The 15,166-nt window shown below is 71.6% G+C and carries 18 protein-coding genes; 11 read left to right on the top strand and 7 right to left on the bottom strand.

Annotated features, from left to right (window positions below):
• The first annotated feature begins 22 nt into the window (after nucleotides 1-22).
• From E4V99_RS04610 to E4V99_RS04600, 3 genes are read left to right on the top strand one after another with little or no spacing between them, the layout of a single operon-like run.
• Nucleotides 23-1,156 (top strand): FAD-dependent monooxygenase, encoded by a 1,134-nt coding sequence (locus E4V99_RS04610; protein WP_135063062.1) that lies wholly within the window; start codon nucleotides 23-25, stop codon nucleotides 1,154-1,156.
• Nucleotides 1,153-2,190 carry an amidohydrolase family protein gene (locus tag E4V99_RS04605; RefSeq protein ID WP_135116543.1) on the top strand — a complete coding sequence of 346 codons (1,038 nt, stop codon included), beginning with the start codon at nucleotides 1,153-1,155 and terminating at the stop codon, nucleotides 2,188-2,190. The genes E4V99_RS04610 and E4V99_RS04605 overlap by 4 nt, the downstream gene beginning before the upstream one ends.
• Complete coding sequence (locus E4V99_RS04600) at nucleotides 2,187-3,167, top strand: fumarylacetoacetate hydrolase family protein (RefSeq protein ID WP_135116542.1); 981 nt, start codon at nucleotides 2,187-2,189, stop codon at nucleotides 3,165-3,167. The genes E4V99_RS04605 and E4V99_RS04600 overlap by 4 nt, the downstream gene beginning before the upstream one ends.
• Before the next feature lie 10 nt (nucleotides 3,168-3,177).
• On the opposite strand, the gene E4V99_RS04595 is transcribed toward E4V99_RS04600, so the two are convergent.
• Entirely contained in the window at nucleotides 3,178-3,819 is a 642-nt protein-coding gene (locus E4V99_RS04595; RefSeq protein ID WP_135063068.1) for a dihydrofolate reductase family protein, read from the bottom strand.
• Between the two features lie 205 nt (nucleotides 3,820-4,024).
• On the opposite strand from E4V99_RS04595, the gene E4V99_RS04590 reads away from it, so the two are divergent.
• The 3 genes from E4V99_RS04590 (at nucleotide 4,025) to E4V99_RS04580 (ending at nucleotide 6,424) form a co-directional block, all read left to right on the top strand.
• Nucleotides 4,025-4,393 carry a metalloregulator ArsR/SmtB family transcription factor gene (locus tag E4V99_RS04590; RefSeq protein WP_240742781.1) on the top strand — a complete coding sequence of 123 codons (369 nt, stop codon included), beginning with the start codon at nucleotides 4,025-4,027 and terminating at the stop codon, nucleotides 4,391-4,393.
• Nucleotides 4,390-4,836 carry an SRPBCC domain-containing protein gene (locus tag E4V99_RS04585; protein ID WP_135116541.1) on the top strand — a complete coding sequence of 149 codons (447 nt, stop codon included), beginning with the start codon at nucleotides 4,390-4,392 and terminating at the stop codon, nucleotides 4,834-4,836. The genes E4V99_RS04590 and E4V99_RS04585 overlap by 4 nt, the downstream gene beginning before the upstream one ends.
• 82 nt (nucleotides 4,837-4,918) lie before the next feature.
• On the top strand, nucleotides 4,919-6,424 hold the full coding sequence (locus tag E4V99_RS04580; protein ID WP_135116540.1) for an MFS transporter: 1,506 nt from the start codon (nucleotides 4,919-4,921) through the stop codon (nucleotides 6,422-6,424).
• Nucleotides 6,425-6,445: 21 nt separating this feature from the next.
• On the opposite strand, the gene E4V99_RS04575 is transcribed toward E4V99_RS04580, so the two are convergent.
• Complete coding sequence (locus E4V99_RS04575; protein WP_135116539.1) at nucleotides 6,446-7,339, bottom strand: NAD(P)-binding domain-containing protein; 894 nt, start codon at nucleotides 7,337-7,339, stop codon at nucleotides 6,446-6,448.
• Nucleotides 7,340-7,418: 79 nt separating this feature from the next.
• On the opposite strand from E4V99_RS04575, the gene E4V99_RS04570 reads away from it, so the two are divergent.
• Together E4V99_RS04570 and E4V99_RS04565 are read left to right on the top strand one after the other, a co-directional pair.
• Nucleotides 7,419-7,766 carry a helix-turn-helix domain-containing protein gene (locus tag E4V99_RS04570; protein WP_209305585.1) on the top strand — a complete coding sequence of 116 codons (348 nt, stop codon included), beginning with the start codon at nucleotides 7,419-7,421 and terminating at the stop codon, nucleotides 7,764-7,766.
• The gene (locus E4V99_RS04565) at nucleotides 7,763-8,227 is read left to right on the top strand and encodes a hypothetical protein (RefSeq protein ID WP_135063078.1); all 465 of its coding nucleotides are present in this window, start codon (nucleotides 7,763-7,765) and stop codon (nucleotides 8,225-8,227) included. The genes E4V99_RS04570 and E4V99_RS04565 overlap by 4 nt, the downstream gene beginning before the upstream one ends.
• A gap of 29 nt (nucleotides 8,228-8,256) precedes the next feature.
• Here E4V99_RS04565 and E4V99_RS04560 read toward each other — a convergent pair whose 3' ends face one another.
• On the bottom strand, nucleotides 8,257-8,616 hold the full coding sequence (locus E4V99_RS04560) for a DoxX family protein (RefSeq protein ID WP_135063080.1): 360 nt from the start codon (nucleotides 8,614-8,616) through the stop codon (nucleotides 8,257-8,259).
• Nucleotides 8,617-8,717: 101 nt separating this feature from the next.
• Entirely contained in the window at nucleotides 8,718-9,305 is a 588-nt protein-coding gene (locus E4V99_RS04555) for a TetR/AcrR family transcriptional regulator (protein WP_135063082.1), read from the bottom strand.
• A gap of 130 nt (nucleotides 9,306-9,435) precedes the next feature.
• Between E4V99_RS04555 and E4V99_RS04550 the strand changes: the two genes are divergently transcribed.
• Nucleotides 9,436-10,086: an HD domain-containing protein gene (locus tag E4V99_RS04550; protein WP_167747703.1), complete on the top strand. Its 651-nt coding sequence runs from the start codon at nucleotides 9,436-9,438 to the stop codon at nucleotides 10,084-10,086.
• A 13-nt stretch (nucleotides 10,087-10,099) separates the two neighbouring features.
• A complete protein-coding gene (locus E4V99_RS04545) occupies nucleotides 10,100-10,852 on the top strand; it encodes a sulfite exporter TauE/SafE family protein (protein WP_135116538.1) in 753 nt (250 codons plus the stop codon).
• A gap of 33 nt (nucleotides 10,853-10,885) precedes the next feature.
• On the opposite strand, the gene E4V99_RS04540 is transcribed toward E4V99_RS04545, so the two are convergent.
• The 3 genes from E4V99_RS04540 to merB form a co-directional block, all read right to left on the bottom strand.
• Nucleotides 10,886-11,515 (bottom strand): LysE family translocator, encoded by a 630-nt coding sequence (locus E4V99_RS04540; protein ID WP_135116537.1) that lies wholly within the window; start codon nucleotides 11,513-11,515, stop codon nucleotides 10,886-10,888.
• Nucleotides 11,516-11,566: 51 nt separating this feature from the next.
• On the bottom strand, nucleotides 11,567-13,126 hold the full coding sequence (locus E4V99_RS04535; RefSeq protein ID WP_135116536.1) for a multicopper oxidase domain-containing protein: 1,560 nt from the start codon (nucleotides 13,124-13,126) through the stop codon (nucleotides 11,567-11,569).
• Nucleotides 13,127-13,195: 69 nt separating this feature from the next.
• Nucleotides 13,196-13,879, bottom strand: a complete 684-nt coding sequence (gene merB, locus E4V99_RS04530) for an organomercurial lyase (protein ID WP_135116535.1) — start codon at nucleotides 13,877-13,879, stop codon at nucleotides 13,196-13,198.
• A 196-nt stretch (nucleotides 13,880-14,075) separates the two neighbouring features.
• On the opposite strand from merB, the gene E4V99_RS04525 reads away from it, so the two are divergent.
• Complete coding sequence (locus tag E4V99_RS04525; RefSeq protein WP_167758072.1) at nucleotides 14,076-15,107, top strand: FAD-dependent monooxygenase; 1,032 nt, start codon at nucleotides 14,076-14,078, stop codon at nucleotides 15,105-15,107.
• Nucleotides 15,108-15,166 lie beyond the last annotated feature (59 nt).

Below are 15,166 nucleotides of genomic sequence, written 5' to 3'. Positions count from 1 at the left end.
CCAGAACAGAGAGGTTCTGACCATGACCGCAGTGAGCAAAGTCGCCATCGTCGGCAGCGGCATCGCCGGACTGGCCGCCGCCATCCAGCTGTCCAAGGCCGGTGTCCACGTGGACGTCTTCGAAGCCAAGCCCGAGCTGACCGCGCTGGGCTCGGGCATTTCGCTCCAGGGGAACGCCCTGCGCGTGTTCGACGCGCTCGGCGCGTGGGACGACATCCGCGCCGCCGGGTTCGCCTTCGAGGGCCTGACCCTCCGCGCGCCCGGCCCCGACGCTCCCGTCGTGGCCGAGCTGCCCGACGTGAAGACCGGCGGCCCGGATTACCCCGCCGGCATGGGGATGCCGCGGGCGGAGCTGGCCCGTATCCTCCTCGCTCACGCCGAGCGGGCGGGAGTGACGGTGCACTTCGGGGTGAGGGTGACGGCGCTCGAGCAGTCCGACGCATCCGTGGAGCTGTCCGTGGAGGGAGCGGACGCGAGGCGGTACGACCTCGTGATCGGCGCCGACGGGCTGAACTCCACGGTGCGCGAGCTGATCGGGATCGACGTGAAGCCGCAGCCGACGGGGATGGGCATCTGGCGGACCTTCGTCTCCCGCCCCGCCGAGGTGCAGCGCAGCGAGCTGTACTACGGCGGGCCGGTCTACATCGCCGGGTACACCCCCACCGGGGAGGATTCGATGTACGCGTTCCTCGTCGAGGAGGCGCAGGACCGGTCGCGCGTGAGCGACGAGGAGGCGACCCGCATCATGCTGGCCGAGTCGCGCGCCTACGGCGGGCCGTGGAACCACATCCGCGCCGACCTCGAGCGCGGGGCGCGGGCCCACTACACGTGGTTCACGCACCACATCGTCCCCGCTCCCTGGAACCGCGGGCGTGCCGTGATCATCGGCGACGCCGCGCACAGCTGCCCGCCCACGATCGCCCAGGGCGCCGCGCAGGGCTTGGAGGACGCGTTCGTGCTCACGCAGCTGCTCACCTCCCGCGACGAGCTGGACCAGGACCTGTGGGACGAGTTCCACGCGCGGCGGCTGCCGCGGGCGCAGGCGGTGGTCGACGCATCCGTCCAGCTCGGGCAGTGGCAGATCGACGGCGACCGCGATGCCGACGCCGGCGGGCTGATCTTCGGCATCGCCCAGAAGATGGCGCAGCCGGCATGACCGGCCCCGTGAGCGGTGCCCCTGGCACCGGCGTCACCGACGTGCACGCCCACCTCCTCCTCCCCTCGCTGCACGCCGAGGTCGAGCGTCGCGTCCCCGAGCTGGTCGCCGAGGCCGCCGCCCTGGAGCTGCGCCGACACGGCGCGGCCAGCCAGGCCGTGTCGGGGCCGATGGTCGGCGCCCGCATCCCGAAGCTGACCGACGTGACCGTGCGCCTGGCCGACATGGACGCGCAGGGCGTGGATCGGCAGTGGGTGAGCGCGTCGCCGAACCACTTCTATCCGTGGGCGCCCGAAGGGCTGGCCGTGTGGGTGGCCGGCGAGGCCAACCGGCTCATCGCCGAGCACGTCGCCGCGGCACCGGATCGCCTCGTCGGCCTGGGCCTCGTGCCGCTGCAGCACCCCGAGCGCATCGTCGAGTACCTCGACGATGCCGTGCTCGGCCGGGGCCTCGCGGGCGTGGAGATCTCCTCCTTCGCCGGCGACGTCGAGCTGTCCGACGAGAGGCTCGAGCCGTTCTGGGCGCGGGCTGCCGAACTCGGGATCGTCGTCTTCCTGCACCCGTTCGGGTGCAGCCTCGACGAACGACTCGACCGCTTCTACCTCGCCAACACGGTGGGCCAGCCCACCGAGAACGCCGTGGCCCTGTCGCACCTCATTTTCGCGGGCGTGCTGGACCGCCACCCCGGGCTCCAGCTCGTCGCCGCCCACGGCGGCGGCTATCTGCCCACGGTCATCGGCCGCTCCGACCACGCGTGGCGCGTGCGCCCGGACGCCCGCGGCTGCGCGCATCCGCCCTCGACCTACCTGCGCAAGCTGTGGTTCGACACCGTCGTGCACGACGACCGCACGCTGCGCGCGCTCATCGAGGTCGCCGGAGAGGATCGCGTCGTGCTGGGCAGCGACTACCCGTTCGACATGGGGCTGGACGATCCGGTCGCCACGATCCGCGCGGCGGGACTGCCCGAGGAGACCACGCGTCGCATCCTCGCCGGTAATGCCGCCGCACTGCTGGATGCCAGGAGGCACGCATGAGAATCGCCCGGTGGCGCGACGGCGCCGCGATCGCGGAAGGCTTCGTGGAGGCCGATCACGTCGTCCCGTTCGCCGACGGGGGGAGCGTCGCGAGCGTCCTCGCCGCGGGCCTGGATGCCGCGCACGAGCTGCACGCCCGGACCCTGCGCGACGCGCGCGGACGCCGACCGATGTCGGAGGTGCGCCTGCTGGCACCCGTGGCGCCCCCGTCGGTGCGCGACTTCGTGACCTTCGAGGAGCACGTGGAGGGCGTGAGCGCCGGTGTCGAGGGCAAGAGCAACGTCGCCGACGAGTGGTACGACGCCCCCACGTTCTACTTCACCAATCCGCACACCATCCTCGGCCCCGGCGAGCCGGTGCGCCCGCCGGCCACCGAACGGCTCGACTTCGAACTGGAGCTCGCCGCCGTCATCGGCGGCGTGCCCGGCTCCGACGGTGCGGACCTCGACCCCGAGGCGGCGGCGGCCCACATCTTCGGGTACACGATCATGAACGACTGGTCGGCGCGCGACCTGCAGGCCCGCGAGATGAAGGTGCGCCTGGGGCCGTGCAAGGGCAAGGACTTCGGCACGAGCCTCGGTCCGTGGATCGTGACCGCCGACGAGCTCGCCCCGCTCCTGGATGACGACGGCTACCTCGCGGTTCGCGCGGAGGTGCGCGTCAACGGCGAGCTCATCGGCGACGACCTCATGTCGAACATGGGCTGGCCCTTCCCCGAACTGGTCGCCTACGCATCCCGCAACTCCCGTGTCGTCCCCGGTGACGTGCTGGGCTCGGGCACGGTCGGAAACGGCGGATGCCTCGGCGAGCTGTGGGGCCGGAACGGCCGGCTTTCACCGCCGCCCCTGGCAGAGGGCGACGTGGTCGCCATGAGCATCGAGGGTGTCGGGGAACTCACCGCTGCCGTCGGGCCCGCCGTGGACGGCGGGCCGATCGCGGTCGCCCGTCCGCGCCCCAGGCGCCGTCACCGGGCCTGACGACCGGCGCTCACTCCTCCAGCACGACCTCTCTGCCGTCGACGACGTCGAGCCCTCCCGTGCGGAACGGTGCGGGCTGGAGGGCGTGATAGGTGGTGCCCTCGTCGAGGATGGACGCCGCCACGACCCGGAACCCGGTCGCGGGGTCGTCCGCGTCGAACAACCGCTTTCCTGCGCCCACGGCCACGGGGAACCGGATGAGCCGGTACTCATCCACAAGGCCGGCCCGATGCAGGGTGCGGGCGAGCTGCCAGCTGCCGTGCACCTGGAGCTCGCCGTCTCCGGCGGCCTTGAGGCGCTCCACCTCGGCCACCACGTCCCCCGGGAGGACGGTGGTGTTGTGCCACGCCGGGCCGGTCAGGGTCGAGCTGACGACGTACTTGGGCAGTGAGTTCAAAGCGATGCCGACCGGGTTGTCGGGGTCGTCGACCTGGCTCCAGTACGGGTGCATCATGTCGTAGGTCGAGCGGCCCAGCAGAAGAGCATCCGCGCGCGCGAACCAGTCGCTGACGACCTGCCCCCAGCGGGGCTGAGCGGCGAAGGGTGCGATCCAGCCGCCGCGGTCGAAGCCGTCGCTGCGGTCCTCCTCGGCACCGCCCGGACCCTGCATGACGCCGTCGAAACTCAGGAACTCATGGATGACGAGTCTCATGGTGATGGTTCTCCTCTTCTGACGTGGCGGCCCGAAGACGGCCTCCGTCCACGATGCCGTCCGATCCGCCGCGTGTCATCGACCCGCGTCGACTCCTGCGTCGCCCTGCGTCGACAATCGTCCGTCTTCTCTTGCCCGAGGGTCGGCCGATGATTACGTTCAACCGATCGGTTGTACACCGATGGGTTGAATGAAGGGAGGAGGCGTGGCCTCGGACGAACTGAGCCGGACGTTCGGCGCACTGGCCGACCCCACCCGCCGGCGGCTTCTCGGGCACCTGCTCGAGGGGCCGGCGACGGTCACTGCGCTCGCAGAGCCGATCGCACTCACCCTCGCGGCGGTGTCGAAGCATCTTCGCGTGCTGGAAGAAGCGGGGCTGGTCAGGCGCGAACGCAACGGGCAGTACCGCCCGGTTCTGCTGGACGTGCGTCCGTTGCAGGCGGTGTCGCAGTGGCTCCGTGACTACGAGGCCTTCTTCCAGCGCAGCTTCGACGCGCTGGAGGAGCACCTCGCCACGGGCGCGCGCATCCCGCCCCCTCCCGACCCACACGACAAGGAAAGAAGGAGATCATGACGAACGACACGCTCATCATCACCCGCCGGTTCGCGGCACCCACCGAAGACGTCTTCGACGCCTGGATCACACCGACCCGGTTCGCGCAGTGGTTCGGCGGGGCCGACGCCCACGTGCCGGTGGAGGAGCTGAGCCTGGATCCACGGGTCGGTGGCCGGTGGAGCGCCACGATGCACCTCCCCGAGGGGATGATCCTCACGTGGGGCGGTGAATACGTCGAAGTGACGCGGCCGCGGCGGCTCGCCTTCACGATGAGTGACGAGCCCGGTCAGCCGGCCGGCGATCCGATCACGGTCGACTTTGTCGAAACCGATGGCATGACGGAGATGACCCTGCGGCAGGCCGGTACCGGCGGCTTCACCGAGGCGGAGTTAGAGATGACCCTCGCGGGATACCGCGAGTACTTCAACGCCCTCGAGCGCGAACTGATCACAGTCCACTGAAACGTGCGCCGGCACTGATCGCCCCGCACTCACGGGTGCGGGGCGATCAGCACCTCCGTGCGCCTGCACGACAAGGAGTGTCATGAAAGCAACCACACGCGAGTGGATCGGGCTCGCCGTCCTCGGCCTGCCCACCCTCCTGATCTCCATCGACGTCGGCGTCCTCTATCTGGCGCTGCCATCGATCACCGAATCGCTCGGCGCGAACACCATCGAGCAGCTGTGGATTCTCGACGTCTACTCGTTCCTGCTGGCGGGCTTCCTGCTCACGATGGGGAATGTGGGCGACCGCATCGGGCGGCGAAGACTGCTCCTCATCGGCTCGGCCGCGTTCGCCGTCGCCTCGCTGTGGGCCGCCTTCGCCTCGACGCCCGGTGAGCTGATCGCCGCCCGCGCAGGCCTCGGCGTCGCCGCGGCGACGCTTGCGCCATCCACCATGGCGCTGCTGCGGAACATGTTCCATGACCCGCAGCAGCTGGCCACCGCCATCGGAGTGTGGTTCGCGTGCTTCATGGGCGGCGTCGTGGTCGGCCCGCTCATCGGCGGGATGCTGCTGGAGTGGCTGTGGTGGGGATCGGTCTTCCTCCTCGCCGTCCCGGTGATGGTGGTCCTTCTCATCCTCGGGCCGCTTCTGCTCCCGGAGTACCGCGTCCCGCACCCGGGACCGATCGACGGTGCGAGTGTGGCGCTGTCGTTGGCGACCGTGCTGCCGGTGGTCTGGGCGGTCAAAGAGGTGGCGCGGGATGGATCGGTCACATGGACACCCCTCGTGGCCGCGATGGTGGGACTGGTTGCCGGCGCCGTGTTCGTGCGGCGGCAGCGGAATCTGGCCACGCCGCTGCTGGACCTGTCGATGTTCCGCACCCGGGTGTTCAGCGGGTCGTTGGTGATCGTCCTCGTGACCGGCGTCGCCATGGCCGGTCTGTCTCTGGTCGCCGCCGTGTATCTGCAGTCCGTTCTCGGCCTGTCGCCGCTGGCGGCCGGTGCACTGCTCATCCCGCAGAGCGTGGCGATGCTGGCTGGCTTCCAGATCGCGCCGGCGCTTTCTCGTCGCCTCCCGCTCATCGCGGTCGCCGTCATCGGCTTGTCGCTGGCGTCGGCGGGATTCCTCGTGGTGGCCGTGCTCCCCGTGATGCCCGGCTCAGGCGTCCTCGTCGTCGGCCTGTGCGTGGCGAGCTTCGGTGCATCCTTCCCGATGGCCGTGCTCAGTGCGGTCATGCTGGGCTCGGTCGAGCCGGCCAGGGCGGGGGCAGCCGCAGCGGTGAACGAAGCCAGCGGGGAACTCGGGGTGGCGATGGGCGTCGCGCTGCTCGGCAGCCTTGCCGCCGGCGTGTACGCCGTGACGCTTGCGGCTCTGCAGCCAGAGGCCTCCTCGCTCGCCTTGGCGTCGCTGGAGAGCGCGGTGCGCGGCGAGGATGCAGTCGTGGCCAGCGCTGCCCGAGAGGCGTACACGGTCGCCGTCTCCGCGGTGGGGTTGGCGGGCGCGGTCATCTTCACGGCGCTCGCCGGTGCCGCCGGTCCGCTGCTGCGACGCGGCACCGCACCCGAGGGCGCGGCGGAGGATGCTGACGCCGCGCACCATGCGTGAGCGGGCGGGCGGATCCCACGGTCACGTACGCGGGGCACCGAGCAGATCCTCCGCCACGACATCCCAGTCGGTTCCGCCCGGCCAGCGGGCCATCGCACGCGCGGACGCATCCCTCACCAGCGCGGCCGCGGCCGGGTCGATCCCCGCGTCGCGGCTGGTCTGGACGATGCGGTCGAGGAAGGCGAGACACATGTCCAGGCGCGCCTGGCCGCTGTCGTAGCGTCGCCGCACGACGGCGTCGGTGAGGTCGGCGAGCGACTCGCCGACGGTCGCCACGGCCGATCGCGCATAGGGGAGGAACCGGCCGGGATCGATGCCGAATGTGCCGGCGAGGGCGGTGGCGTGCAGGTGCGTGTAGATGCCGACGAAAGAGAGGTCGAGTATCGCCAGATCCAGCGCCGCGGGAACGGCGTGGTCGTCGCCGAGGACGTCGCTGGTGCCGCCCAGGGCGGCCATCACCGGCGCGAGGGCACCCCGGTCTTCGGATGCACCGGCGTAGAGCACGGCACAGTCCGCCGTGCCGACCAGTGGCGTGGGCACCATGACGGCTCCGGTGACGTAGCGGATGCCCCGGCCGGCCGCATCCCGTGCCGACGCCACGGTGTCTTCGGGTGTTCCGCTGGAGACGTTCAGCACGACGCGGTCGCCCGCCGCCGGTGCGATCTCGGCCAGGAGCGCACCGCTGGCCGCATGGTCGCGGACGCACACGATGACGATGCCGGCCGCCGCGACCGCCTCCACGGGTGTGTCCGCGACCGCGACGTCGCCGGGCAGGCCCAGCTCCGGCGCGGTGCGACGCGTCCGGTTCCACGCGACGACCTGATGCCCTGCCGCGGCCGAGGCGCGTGCGATGGCCGCACCCATCGGTCCCAGGCCGAGCACCGCGATGACTGGCGGTATTCCGTTGGTGTTCATCCCCCGATCGTCTGTCGCCGCTGCGGCCGCGTCCAGTACGCACATATAAGTAAGGAATGCGCAGGGGAGAGAGGTCGGGATGAGCGCCCCAGACGATCAGTGCGGAGTGAACGTCGTCCTCGCCCTCGTCGGCTCGAAGTGGAAGCCGACGATCCTGTGGCGCCTCGCCGAGGGCGACCACCGGTTCGCCGAGCTGCGCCGCTCGGTGGGCGCCGTCTCGGAGAAGGTGCTCACCGAACAGCTCCGTGAGTTGGAGCGGGATGGGCTCGTCTCGCGCACCGAGTACGATGGCTTCCCGCGCCGGGTGGAGTACCGGCTCACCGGTGCCGGCCGAGAACTCGACGCGATGCTCGAGCCCGTGGGCGAGTGGGGGCACCGTTTCGCGGCGTCGCCACAGCCGCAGGCCGCGGGAGCCGGCGGCGCATGAGCGCGCCCGCCGGCGACCTGTCGCTGCCCCGCGTCGACGTGAACTCCGTACGCGTGGCCGCGTCGGCCGAACGCGTGTGGGACACGCTCATCGAGAGCATCCCCGCCGGGCTGGCGTTCCCCTCGCCGTTCCTCCGCCTCATCGGCGCGGATCCCGCCGCCCCTGCGGGGGCCCTCCCCGAAGCCGGGGCCGCCATCCCCGGCTTCGCCGTCGCCGACGTGCTGCCTCGGCGACGCCTCACCCTCGTCGGTCGCCACCACTTCTCGCGGTACGAGCTGCTGTTCACGGTCGAACGGGCACCTCTCGGCGCGATGCTCTCCGCGTACACGAGGGCCGAGTTCCCTGGACTCCTGGGATGGGGCTACCGGCTCCTGGTGATCCGCTCAGGCGCGCATCGGGTCATCACGCGGCGCTTCCTCCGAGGGATCGCCCGCAGGGCCGTCCGCGCGCCTCGGGCCTGACGCTCGGGCGGCCGAACGGCGCTGCGTGGTCAGATCGCGAAGCAGAAGACGAACGTCGCCACGCAGATGGCGAGCATCCCCAGCGCGTTCAGGTAGAAGTCCCGCCCGAGATAGCGTGCGCGGATGTGCATGGTCGCTGCGACGAGGAAGTAGAGCACCAGTGCGCCGGAGGTGACAGCCCCGAGGTAGGGGATCCAGATCCCGGCGATGAGGCCCGCGGCGGCGGCGAACTTGATCGGCGGCATCAGCCACCAGTACCGGCGCGGCCACTTCACGCCTTCGAAGCAGCGGGCGATGAAGCCGGCCGGTCGGAGGCACAGGAGGCCATCGACCAGTTGGATCGCGGCCAGCACGATGACCGGCCACACCGGATCAGGCAGAGACCACATGACAGTCCTTCCGTCGAGTTGCCCTACCATACCGTATGGTACGGAGCGGCGACAGGGCAGACGCGGTCTCGGTCGATGCGCCGTCCCCGCCGCATCCGCCGTCACCCCTGGGGAGCAGGGCCCGGTGCGTCGGGAACGAGCGGCAGCAGCAACTCGAACACGCCCTGAAGCTCTTCCGCGCCGACCGGCGGCATCGCCATGGCCCCGCCGACTGCGACCAGGTACGGCAGCAGCGCGGCGGCGTGCGCCTGCGCATCGCTGTGCACCAGCGGACGCCACACGCTCTGCAGTGCGCGGACGCGTGCCTCGTCGACGCGCGCCTGAACGGTGCGCGCCTCCGCATCGGTGGTCGCCCAGGCGCGCACCGCGACTTCCAGCTGCGGGCGATACAGGCCCGCATCGTGCGGTTGGATGAGCGCGGTGAGCCGCGCGAGGATCTCGCGCGGCCCGGCGTCGGCGTCCGAGTCGCCCTGTCCGGCGATGGCATCGTCCAGTGCGTCGATGCACAGGTGCTCGAAGCACTCGAGCACGGCACGCTTGTAGGCCTCGGCGCCATCGAAGTGGTGGTGGAACGAGCCCTTCGACAACCCGATGCGCGCCGCGACCCGATCGATGCGCAGCCCCGCGGCGCCTTCCTCTGCGAGGACGCGCAGGCCCTCGTCCAACCAGCGATCCCGTGCAGCGCTCATCGGCTGACCGTACCATCCGGTACGGCACGGAGGAGCCGTATGGCCGCCGGACGTTCATCCACTGCCAACCTCGGCCGGGTCGACACCGGACGCTATCGCAGCGCATGAGTGCGCGGTTAGCATGCCCGCCATGACACGACCCGACCGCCCGCACGGCGTGGGCGCCGCGACCGCGACCGCGACGCCGAGGGTCACCGCCTTCGGTTGGACTCCGCTGATGCAGGCGGCGTGGAATTCCGTCCGCGCCGAGGAGGAGGAGGCCATCTTCCACCACAGCGTCCGGGTCTACCTCCTCGCGCTGGCACAGGCCCCCGAGATCGGCGCGCGCCCGGACCCCGAGGCCCTGTTCCTGGCCTGCATCTTCCACGACTACGGAACCGCCCCCGACGAACCGGGTCCGGAGCGGTTCGAGGTCGAGGGAGCGGATGCCGCAGCCCGGTTCCTCACGGAGGCCGGCTGGGACGCCGCGCGCATCGACGAGGTGTGGCAGGCCATCGCCCTGCACACCACGCCCGGCATCGCCGAACGGAGGGGACCGATCCCCCTTCTCACGCGGCTGGGCGTGCGGGCCGACTTCGGCGGAGGCACCGTCTCTCCGGCGATCAGGCGCGACGTCGAACACGAGTATCCGCGCCTGGAGATCGAGCGCGTGCTGGCCGACGCCGTCGTGCGCCAGGCCTTGGACCGACCGGAGAAGGCACCCTCCGGCTCGTGGGCCGGGGCGATGAGAGCGGCCTTCCTGGCCGATCCCACTCGCCCCGGCCTGAACCCTGCCTTCTGACCGGCCCGCACCCATGGACATCCCCGGCGCCGCGCTCCTGTGCGTCCTCGCGGTCCTCGGCGCCGGCCTGCAGCGGATCTCCGGCATGGGATTCGCCCTGACCGTGGCCCCCTTCGCTGTCGTCGTGGCAGGACCGGGGGGCGGAATCGCCGTCGTCAACGCGTGCTCGGCCCTGTTGGCGGCGGTGCTCACGGTGCACCTGCGGCAGAGCATCGACCTGCGCCGGGCGGCGGTGCTCACGTGCTTCGGGATCGTGGGCGTCGGTGCCGGGGCCCTGATGGCACGCGTCGTCCCGGGCGCGTGGCTAGAGATCGTCATCGGCGTGCTGGTGATCGCGTCGATCCTGCTGGTCAGCCGTCCCCGGCTGCCGGGGGCGCGAACCCGCGGCGGCGGAACGGTCGACGCGGGCCTTGCCAGCGGCTTCATGAGCGTGACCGCCGGGATCAGCGGTCCGCCGCTGGCGCTCTACGCCGTCGCCACTGGGTGGGAGCCGCAGCGCTTCGCCGCGACCGTTCAGCCCGTCTTCCTCGTGCTGGGCGCGACGTCGTTCGCCACGAAGGTGCTCGTTCCCCGCGGCGCTCTGGACGGATCGGTGAACGGGATGCTGCTGGCAGCCGTCGCCGCCGCCGCCCTGTGCGGCGCCGCCCTGGCCGGGACGCTGGCGCGCATCATCCGCGCCGCCGTGGCCCGCCGCATCCTGCTCCTCGTGAGTGCCGTGGGTGGCCTGCTGGTGCTCGGGCGCGGCGCTGGGGACCTGCTGTCCTGAGGCCCGGAGACGTCCCTCGGAGCGGTTGCCCCGTCACGCCGGCGCACGTCGGGAGGCGGCGAGCCAGGCCGCCAAGCCCAGCAGGATCGCTCCGCAGACGCGTTCGATCCACACCGCCCCGCGCCGCTTGAGCAGACGGATCGCCTGCGCGCCGAGAAGCGCGTAGCCGAGCATGATGGCGAAATCGAGCGCGCAGAACACGATCCCGATGAGCACGTACTGCCCGAGCGGGGGCGCGGTGGGAATGATGAACTGCGGCAGCAGCGCGCCGACGAACAGGTAGCCCTTGGGATTGGTCACCGCGACGAGGAAGCTCTTGAGGAAGAGCGCGTGCCGCGAACCGCGCGGATCGGCAGCCGGGTCGCCGTGGAGGAGGCTGCCTCGAGCGATCAGCATGCGGAAGCCGAGGAAGACGAGGTATGCGACGCCGATCCACTTCACGATCGAGAACGCGGTCTCGCTCGCGAGCAGGAGCGCTCCGAGCCCCACCCCGACCGCGACGACGAGGACGACGTCCGAGGCCACGGCCCCCAGCATCCCGAACATCGCACGGCGCGTGCCGTAACGCGAGCCGTTGGCCAGGGCCAGCAGGACCGTGGGTCCGGGGATGGCGATGGCCACCGTCGCCGCGACCACGAACGCGAGGAGAGTCGGGGCGTTCATGTGCACCGGCCTACCAGGCCGGGCCGCTCGCTGTCCACCGTCCGGTCCTCCTCAGTGCGTGGCATGACCGCCGGAGCCGACCCTGCCGCCGTCGCGGCTGGGCTCTCCGCGGGTCACGATGAACTGCGACATGAGCCCCTCGTCCTCGTGGAGGAGGAGGTGGCAGTGGATCATGTACGGATGCTCGTCGTCGGCGTAGTCCTCGAACCGCATGATGATGCGGTACTGCCGGCGCGGCTCCAGGTAGATCGTGTCCTTCCAGCCGAGCAGCTCGGGCGGGGGCGGCGCGCCGTCGATGTCGAGCACCTGGAACTGCACGTCGTGCACGTGCCAGTTGTGCGGGAACAGGTCGCGGTTGGTGACCTCCCACACCTCGGTCGAGTCGACCTGCATCACCTCGTCGATGCGGTTCATGTCCATGCGCCGGCCGTTGATCTCGCGGTTCTGCACCTCGAAGCTGCGCTCGGTGTCCGCGTCGGCGGCGTCCAGTCGGGGGATGTCGGCGAACCGGTCGGCCAGCGGCGGCGATGCGGCGAGGGTCGGCGCCGCGCGCACGCGGAGGACATCGAACGTGTCCTCGCCGCCGTACGCGGAGGGCAGGACGACATCGCCCAGATCCGGCGGGAACGACTGGAGCATCGCCTCGGTGCCCGCCTCCACCGACACGACGATCTCCGCGCGCTCGCCGGGGGAGAGGCGGACGTGGTCGGTCTCGGAGGGGGCCTCCAGCAGCCCGCCGTCCGTGGCGACGAGGGCGAAGGGGCGGCGGTCTTCGAATCCGAAGTCGTACGTGCGGGCGCTCGATCCGTTCAGCAGCCGTAGCCGCACCCGCTCGGTGGTGGCGTCCAGGACGGCGCCCCAGGCCCCGTTGGTGAGGACGACGTCGCCGAGCAGACCCACTTCGTTCCCCTGCGCGTCGAGCTGGAACTGCCCGTCGTCGAGGAACTTCTTGTCCTGGACGATGACGGGGATGTCGTCGACGCCGTACTCGGAGGGCAGGCCGAAGTCCTGCTCCTCCGCGCTGTCGATGAGGAACATGCCCGCCAGCCCGCGCACCACGTGGTCCTCCGTACTGCCGTGGGGATGCGGGTGGTACCAGAGCGTCGCCGCCTCCTGATCGATGCGCCACGTCGGACGCCACTGAGCGCCCGGCTCCACCATCTGGTGCGGGCCGCCGTCCATCGCCGGTGGCAGGTGCATGCCGTGCCAGTGCACCGTGGTGGCCTCGGGAAGGTCGTTCTGCACCTCCACGGCCACCTCCTCGCCCTGCTGCGCCCGCAGGGTGGGTCCGAGGAAATCGTCGTTGAACCCCCACGTCGGAGTGGTGCGGTCATCGCGCAGGAGCTGCTGCGACCCCTCCTGGGCCGTCAGGGAGAACACGCGCACGCCGTCGACGACCTCGGATTCGGCCAGTGGGGGGATGGGCAGTGCCGTCTCGAACGACGGCGGCCCGTCCGGCACGAACGCGGGGCCGCTGGAGGGGAAGGAGGGGAGGACCGAGCACGCGGTGACCGTCGCCACAGCGGTGAGCACGGTCGCACCCGCCAGCAGCGCCAGGCCGAGGAGGCTGCGGCGGCGACGGGAAGCGGAGCGGGCAGGGCGGGTTCTCATGCGGCCACCGTAGGAACGCCCGCACGGCGGCGCGTCCGGGGAGGATCGACATGTGGCGTCGCCCGGCGTCTACATCCGCTCCCGCAGGGATGCGACGTAGCTCGAGGGCATGCCGACCTCCCGGAGGTAGCGTGCCGAGGCGGTGATGTCGCGTCGCTGGTACGGCGAGTCCAGCCGCCCGTCGTACCAATGCCGTGCCAGCCGCCACAGCGTGGGGATGTCCACGACGGTCTCGACCGGTACGCCCGATCTCGCGCTCCAGCTGTCCACGCACGCCGCCCCGCAGAAGGCGCGCTGCAGGCTGCAGGTGCGGATGACGTCGTCCCACGCCCTTGCGGCGGGGACGGGGAAGGCAACCGCCTGATCCCCCGGCGGAGGTGCCTGCCGGTCGACGACCCACGCGTGTGCCGTGCCGCAGGCCGGGCACACGGTGGCCACCAGCGCGCGCGGCTCGCGGTCGACGAGCTGGGGGATCGCGAACGCGTCCCACGCGCAGCCGCCCCACCACAGCGTGTGCGCACCCTTCACGGAGAAGCCGAAGTCGCGCGACGCGAACGGGTGCGCCAGGACGATGCGGCCTCGTTCCCGGACGATGTGGTGGGCGTTCTCGAGCACGCGGAGCCCTTCTTCCCGCCACTGTGCGGAGCGGCCGGTCGACGTGCGGAGCTCGTCGTCGTCCGGTGGGCGACCACGGGCGGCGAACGAGTCGTACACGGTGCGACGCAGCGCTTCGTGCTCGGGGCTCAGGGACACGGCTCCTCCTCGTGCCCGGCACCCTAGCGGCGGGGGCGCGGCCGGCGCCACGCCGTGGAGCGACACGTGCCATCGGCGGCCGTCGACATCGGGCCGCTGAGGTGTCGACCGCCGACGACTTCGGGCGGGGGCGGCGCGACGCTATCGTGTGCGCATTCCGCCGCACCCGGCGACGGAGGTCATGAGGGGAACGTCCGTGTCGTCACCGCTGCGCCCTCTCCGCGCCGTCGTGGCGGGCGCCGGCATCGCCGGCCTCGCCGCCGCGAATGCGCTCGTCGCCGACGGGTGGGAGGTCGAGGTGCTCGATCGCGCCCCCGCGCTTCCGCGCGGCGGGACGGCCCTGGGGATGTGGCCCGCCGCCATGGCGGTGCTGGACGGGCTGGGCGTCGGTGATCCGGTACGCAGTCATGCCGTCCAGGTGCGGGGTGGAGCGATCCTCGCGCCCGACGGGGCGACCATCGGACGCATCCCCGCCAGCCGGAGCGCGCACCTCGTCTCGCGCGCGCGGCTGCTGGAGACGCTGCACGACGCGCTGCCGGCGGGGACGGTGCGGTGGTCCAGGCCCGTGGAAGCCGGTGAGCACTTCCCCGGCGCCGATCTCGTGGTCGCCGCGGACGGCATCCACAGCCGGCTGAGATCCGGGCGCTGGGCGGATGCGGCGGCCCGGCCGCTGGGTACCGTCGCGTTCCGCGGAGTCGTGCCGGGGCACGTCGACACGGTGACCGAGACATGGGGACGAGGCGCGATGTTCGGCATCACGCCGTCCAGCGACGCGATGGTGAACTGGTTCGCGTGCCTGCACCCCGACCTCGTCGACCCGGGGGCATCGAGCCCGACGGCGCTGCTTCGGACGGTCTTCGCATCGTGGCACGGGTCGATCGCGCGTGTCCTGTCCGCCATGGCCGACGACGCGGTCGACCGCCGCGACCTGTTCGATGTGCACGTGCCGGGACGGTTCGTGCGGGGAAACCTCGCCCTCGTCGGCGACGCCGCCCACGCGATGGCACCGAACCTCGGCCGCGGCGCGTGCGAATCGCTTCTGGACGTGTGGGCGCTGTCCCGGAGCATCGCCGCGGACGGCGTGGAGGCGGGGTTGCGGCGCTACGACCGGATGCGCCGCCGCCGCGTGCAGCGGATCGTGACGGCAGCGCGGCTGGTCAACCGCGTCGCCACGACGCAGCGGCTGCTGCCCGCGCGCACTCGCGCGGCCCGCCTGCTGCTGGCATGACGCTGATCCACCCCGTCCTCCGCCGCGGGCCTCGCGGCGGATGTCGCCCGGGGACGACA

This window comes from Microbacterium sp. dk485 (assembly GCF_004570445.1).
GTDB classification, from domain to species: Bacteria; Actinomycetota; Actinomycetes; order Actinomycetales; family Microbacteriaceae; genus Microbacterium; species Microbacterium wangchenii.
Note: the sequence above shows the minus strand (reverse complement) of the source record. Positions and strands in the feature narration are given on the sequence as shown.

Coding starts and splice junctions, on each gene's coding strand:
- E4V99_RS04570 (WP_209305585.1), top strand. CDS start 7,419: ATGAGCGCCCCAGACGATCAGTGCGGAGTGAACGTCGTCCTCGCCCTC.
- E4V99_RS04560 (WP_135063080.1), bottom strand. CDS start 8,616: ATGTGGTCTCTGCCTGATCCGGTGTGGCCGGTCATCGTGCTGGCCGCG.
- E4V99_RS04595 (WP_135063068.1), bottom strand. CDS start 3,819: ATGAGACTCGTCATCCATGAGTTCCTGAGTTTCGACGGCGTCATGCAG.
- E4V99_RS04535 (WP_135116536.1), bottom strand. CDS start 13,126: ATGAGAACCCGCCCTGCCCGCTCCGCTTCCCGTCGCCGCCGCAGCCTC.
- E4V99_RS04605 (WP_135116543.1), top strand. CDS start 1,153: ATGACCGGCCCCGTGAGCGGTGCCCCTGGCACCGGCGTCACCGACGTG.
- E4V99_RS04575 (WP_135116539.1), bottom strand. CDS start 7,339: ATGAACACCAACGGAATACCGCCAGTCATCGCGGTGCTCGGCCTGGGA.
- E4V99_RS04545 (WP_135116538.1), top strand. CDS start 10,100: ATGGACATCCCCGGCGCCGCGCTCCTGTGCGTCCTCGCGGTCCTCGGC.
- E4V99_RS04580 (WP_135116540.1), top strand. CDS start 4,919: ATGAAAGCAACCACACGCGAGTGGATCGGGCTCGCCGTCCTCGGCCTG.
- E4V99_RS04540 (WP_135116537.1), bottom strand. CDS start 11,515: ATGAACGCCCCGACTCTCCTCGCGTTCGTGGTCGCGGCGACGGTGGCC.
- E4V99_RS04565 (WP_135063078.1), top strand. CDS start 7,763: ATGAGCGCGCCCGCCGGCGACCTGTCGCTGCCCCGCGTCGACGTGAAC.
- E4V99_RS04610 (WP_135063062.1), top strand. CDS start 23: ATGACCGCAGTGAGCAAAGTCGCCATCGTCGGCAGCGGCATCGCCGGA.
- E4V99_RS04550 (WP_167747703.1), top strand. CDS start 9,436: ATGACACGACCCGACCGCCCGCACGGCGTGGGCGCCGCGACCGCGACC.
- E4V99_RS04585 (WP_135116541.1), top strand. CDS start 4,390: ATGACGAACGACACGCTCATCATCACCCGCCGGTTCGCGGCACCCACC.
- E4V99_RS04600 (WP_135116542.1), top strand. CDS start 2,187: ATGAGAATCGCCCGGTGGCGCGACGGCGCCGCGATCGCGGAAGGCTTC.
- E4V99_RS04555 (WP_135063082.1), bottom strand. CDS start 9,305: ATGAGCGCTGCACGGGATCGCTGGTTGGACGAGGGCCTGCGCGTCCTC.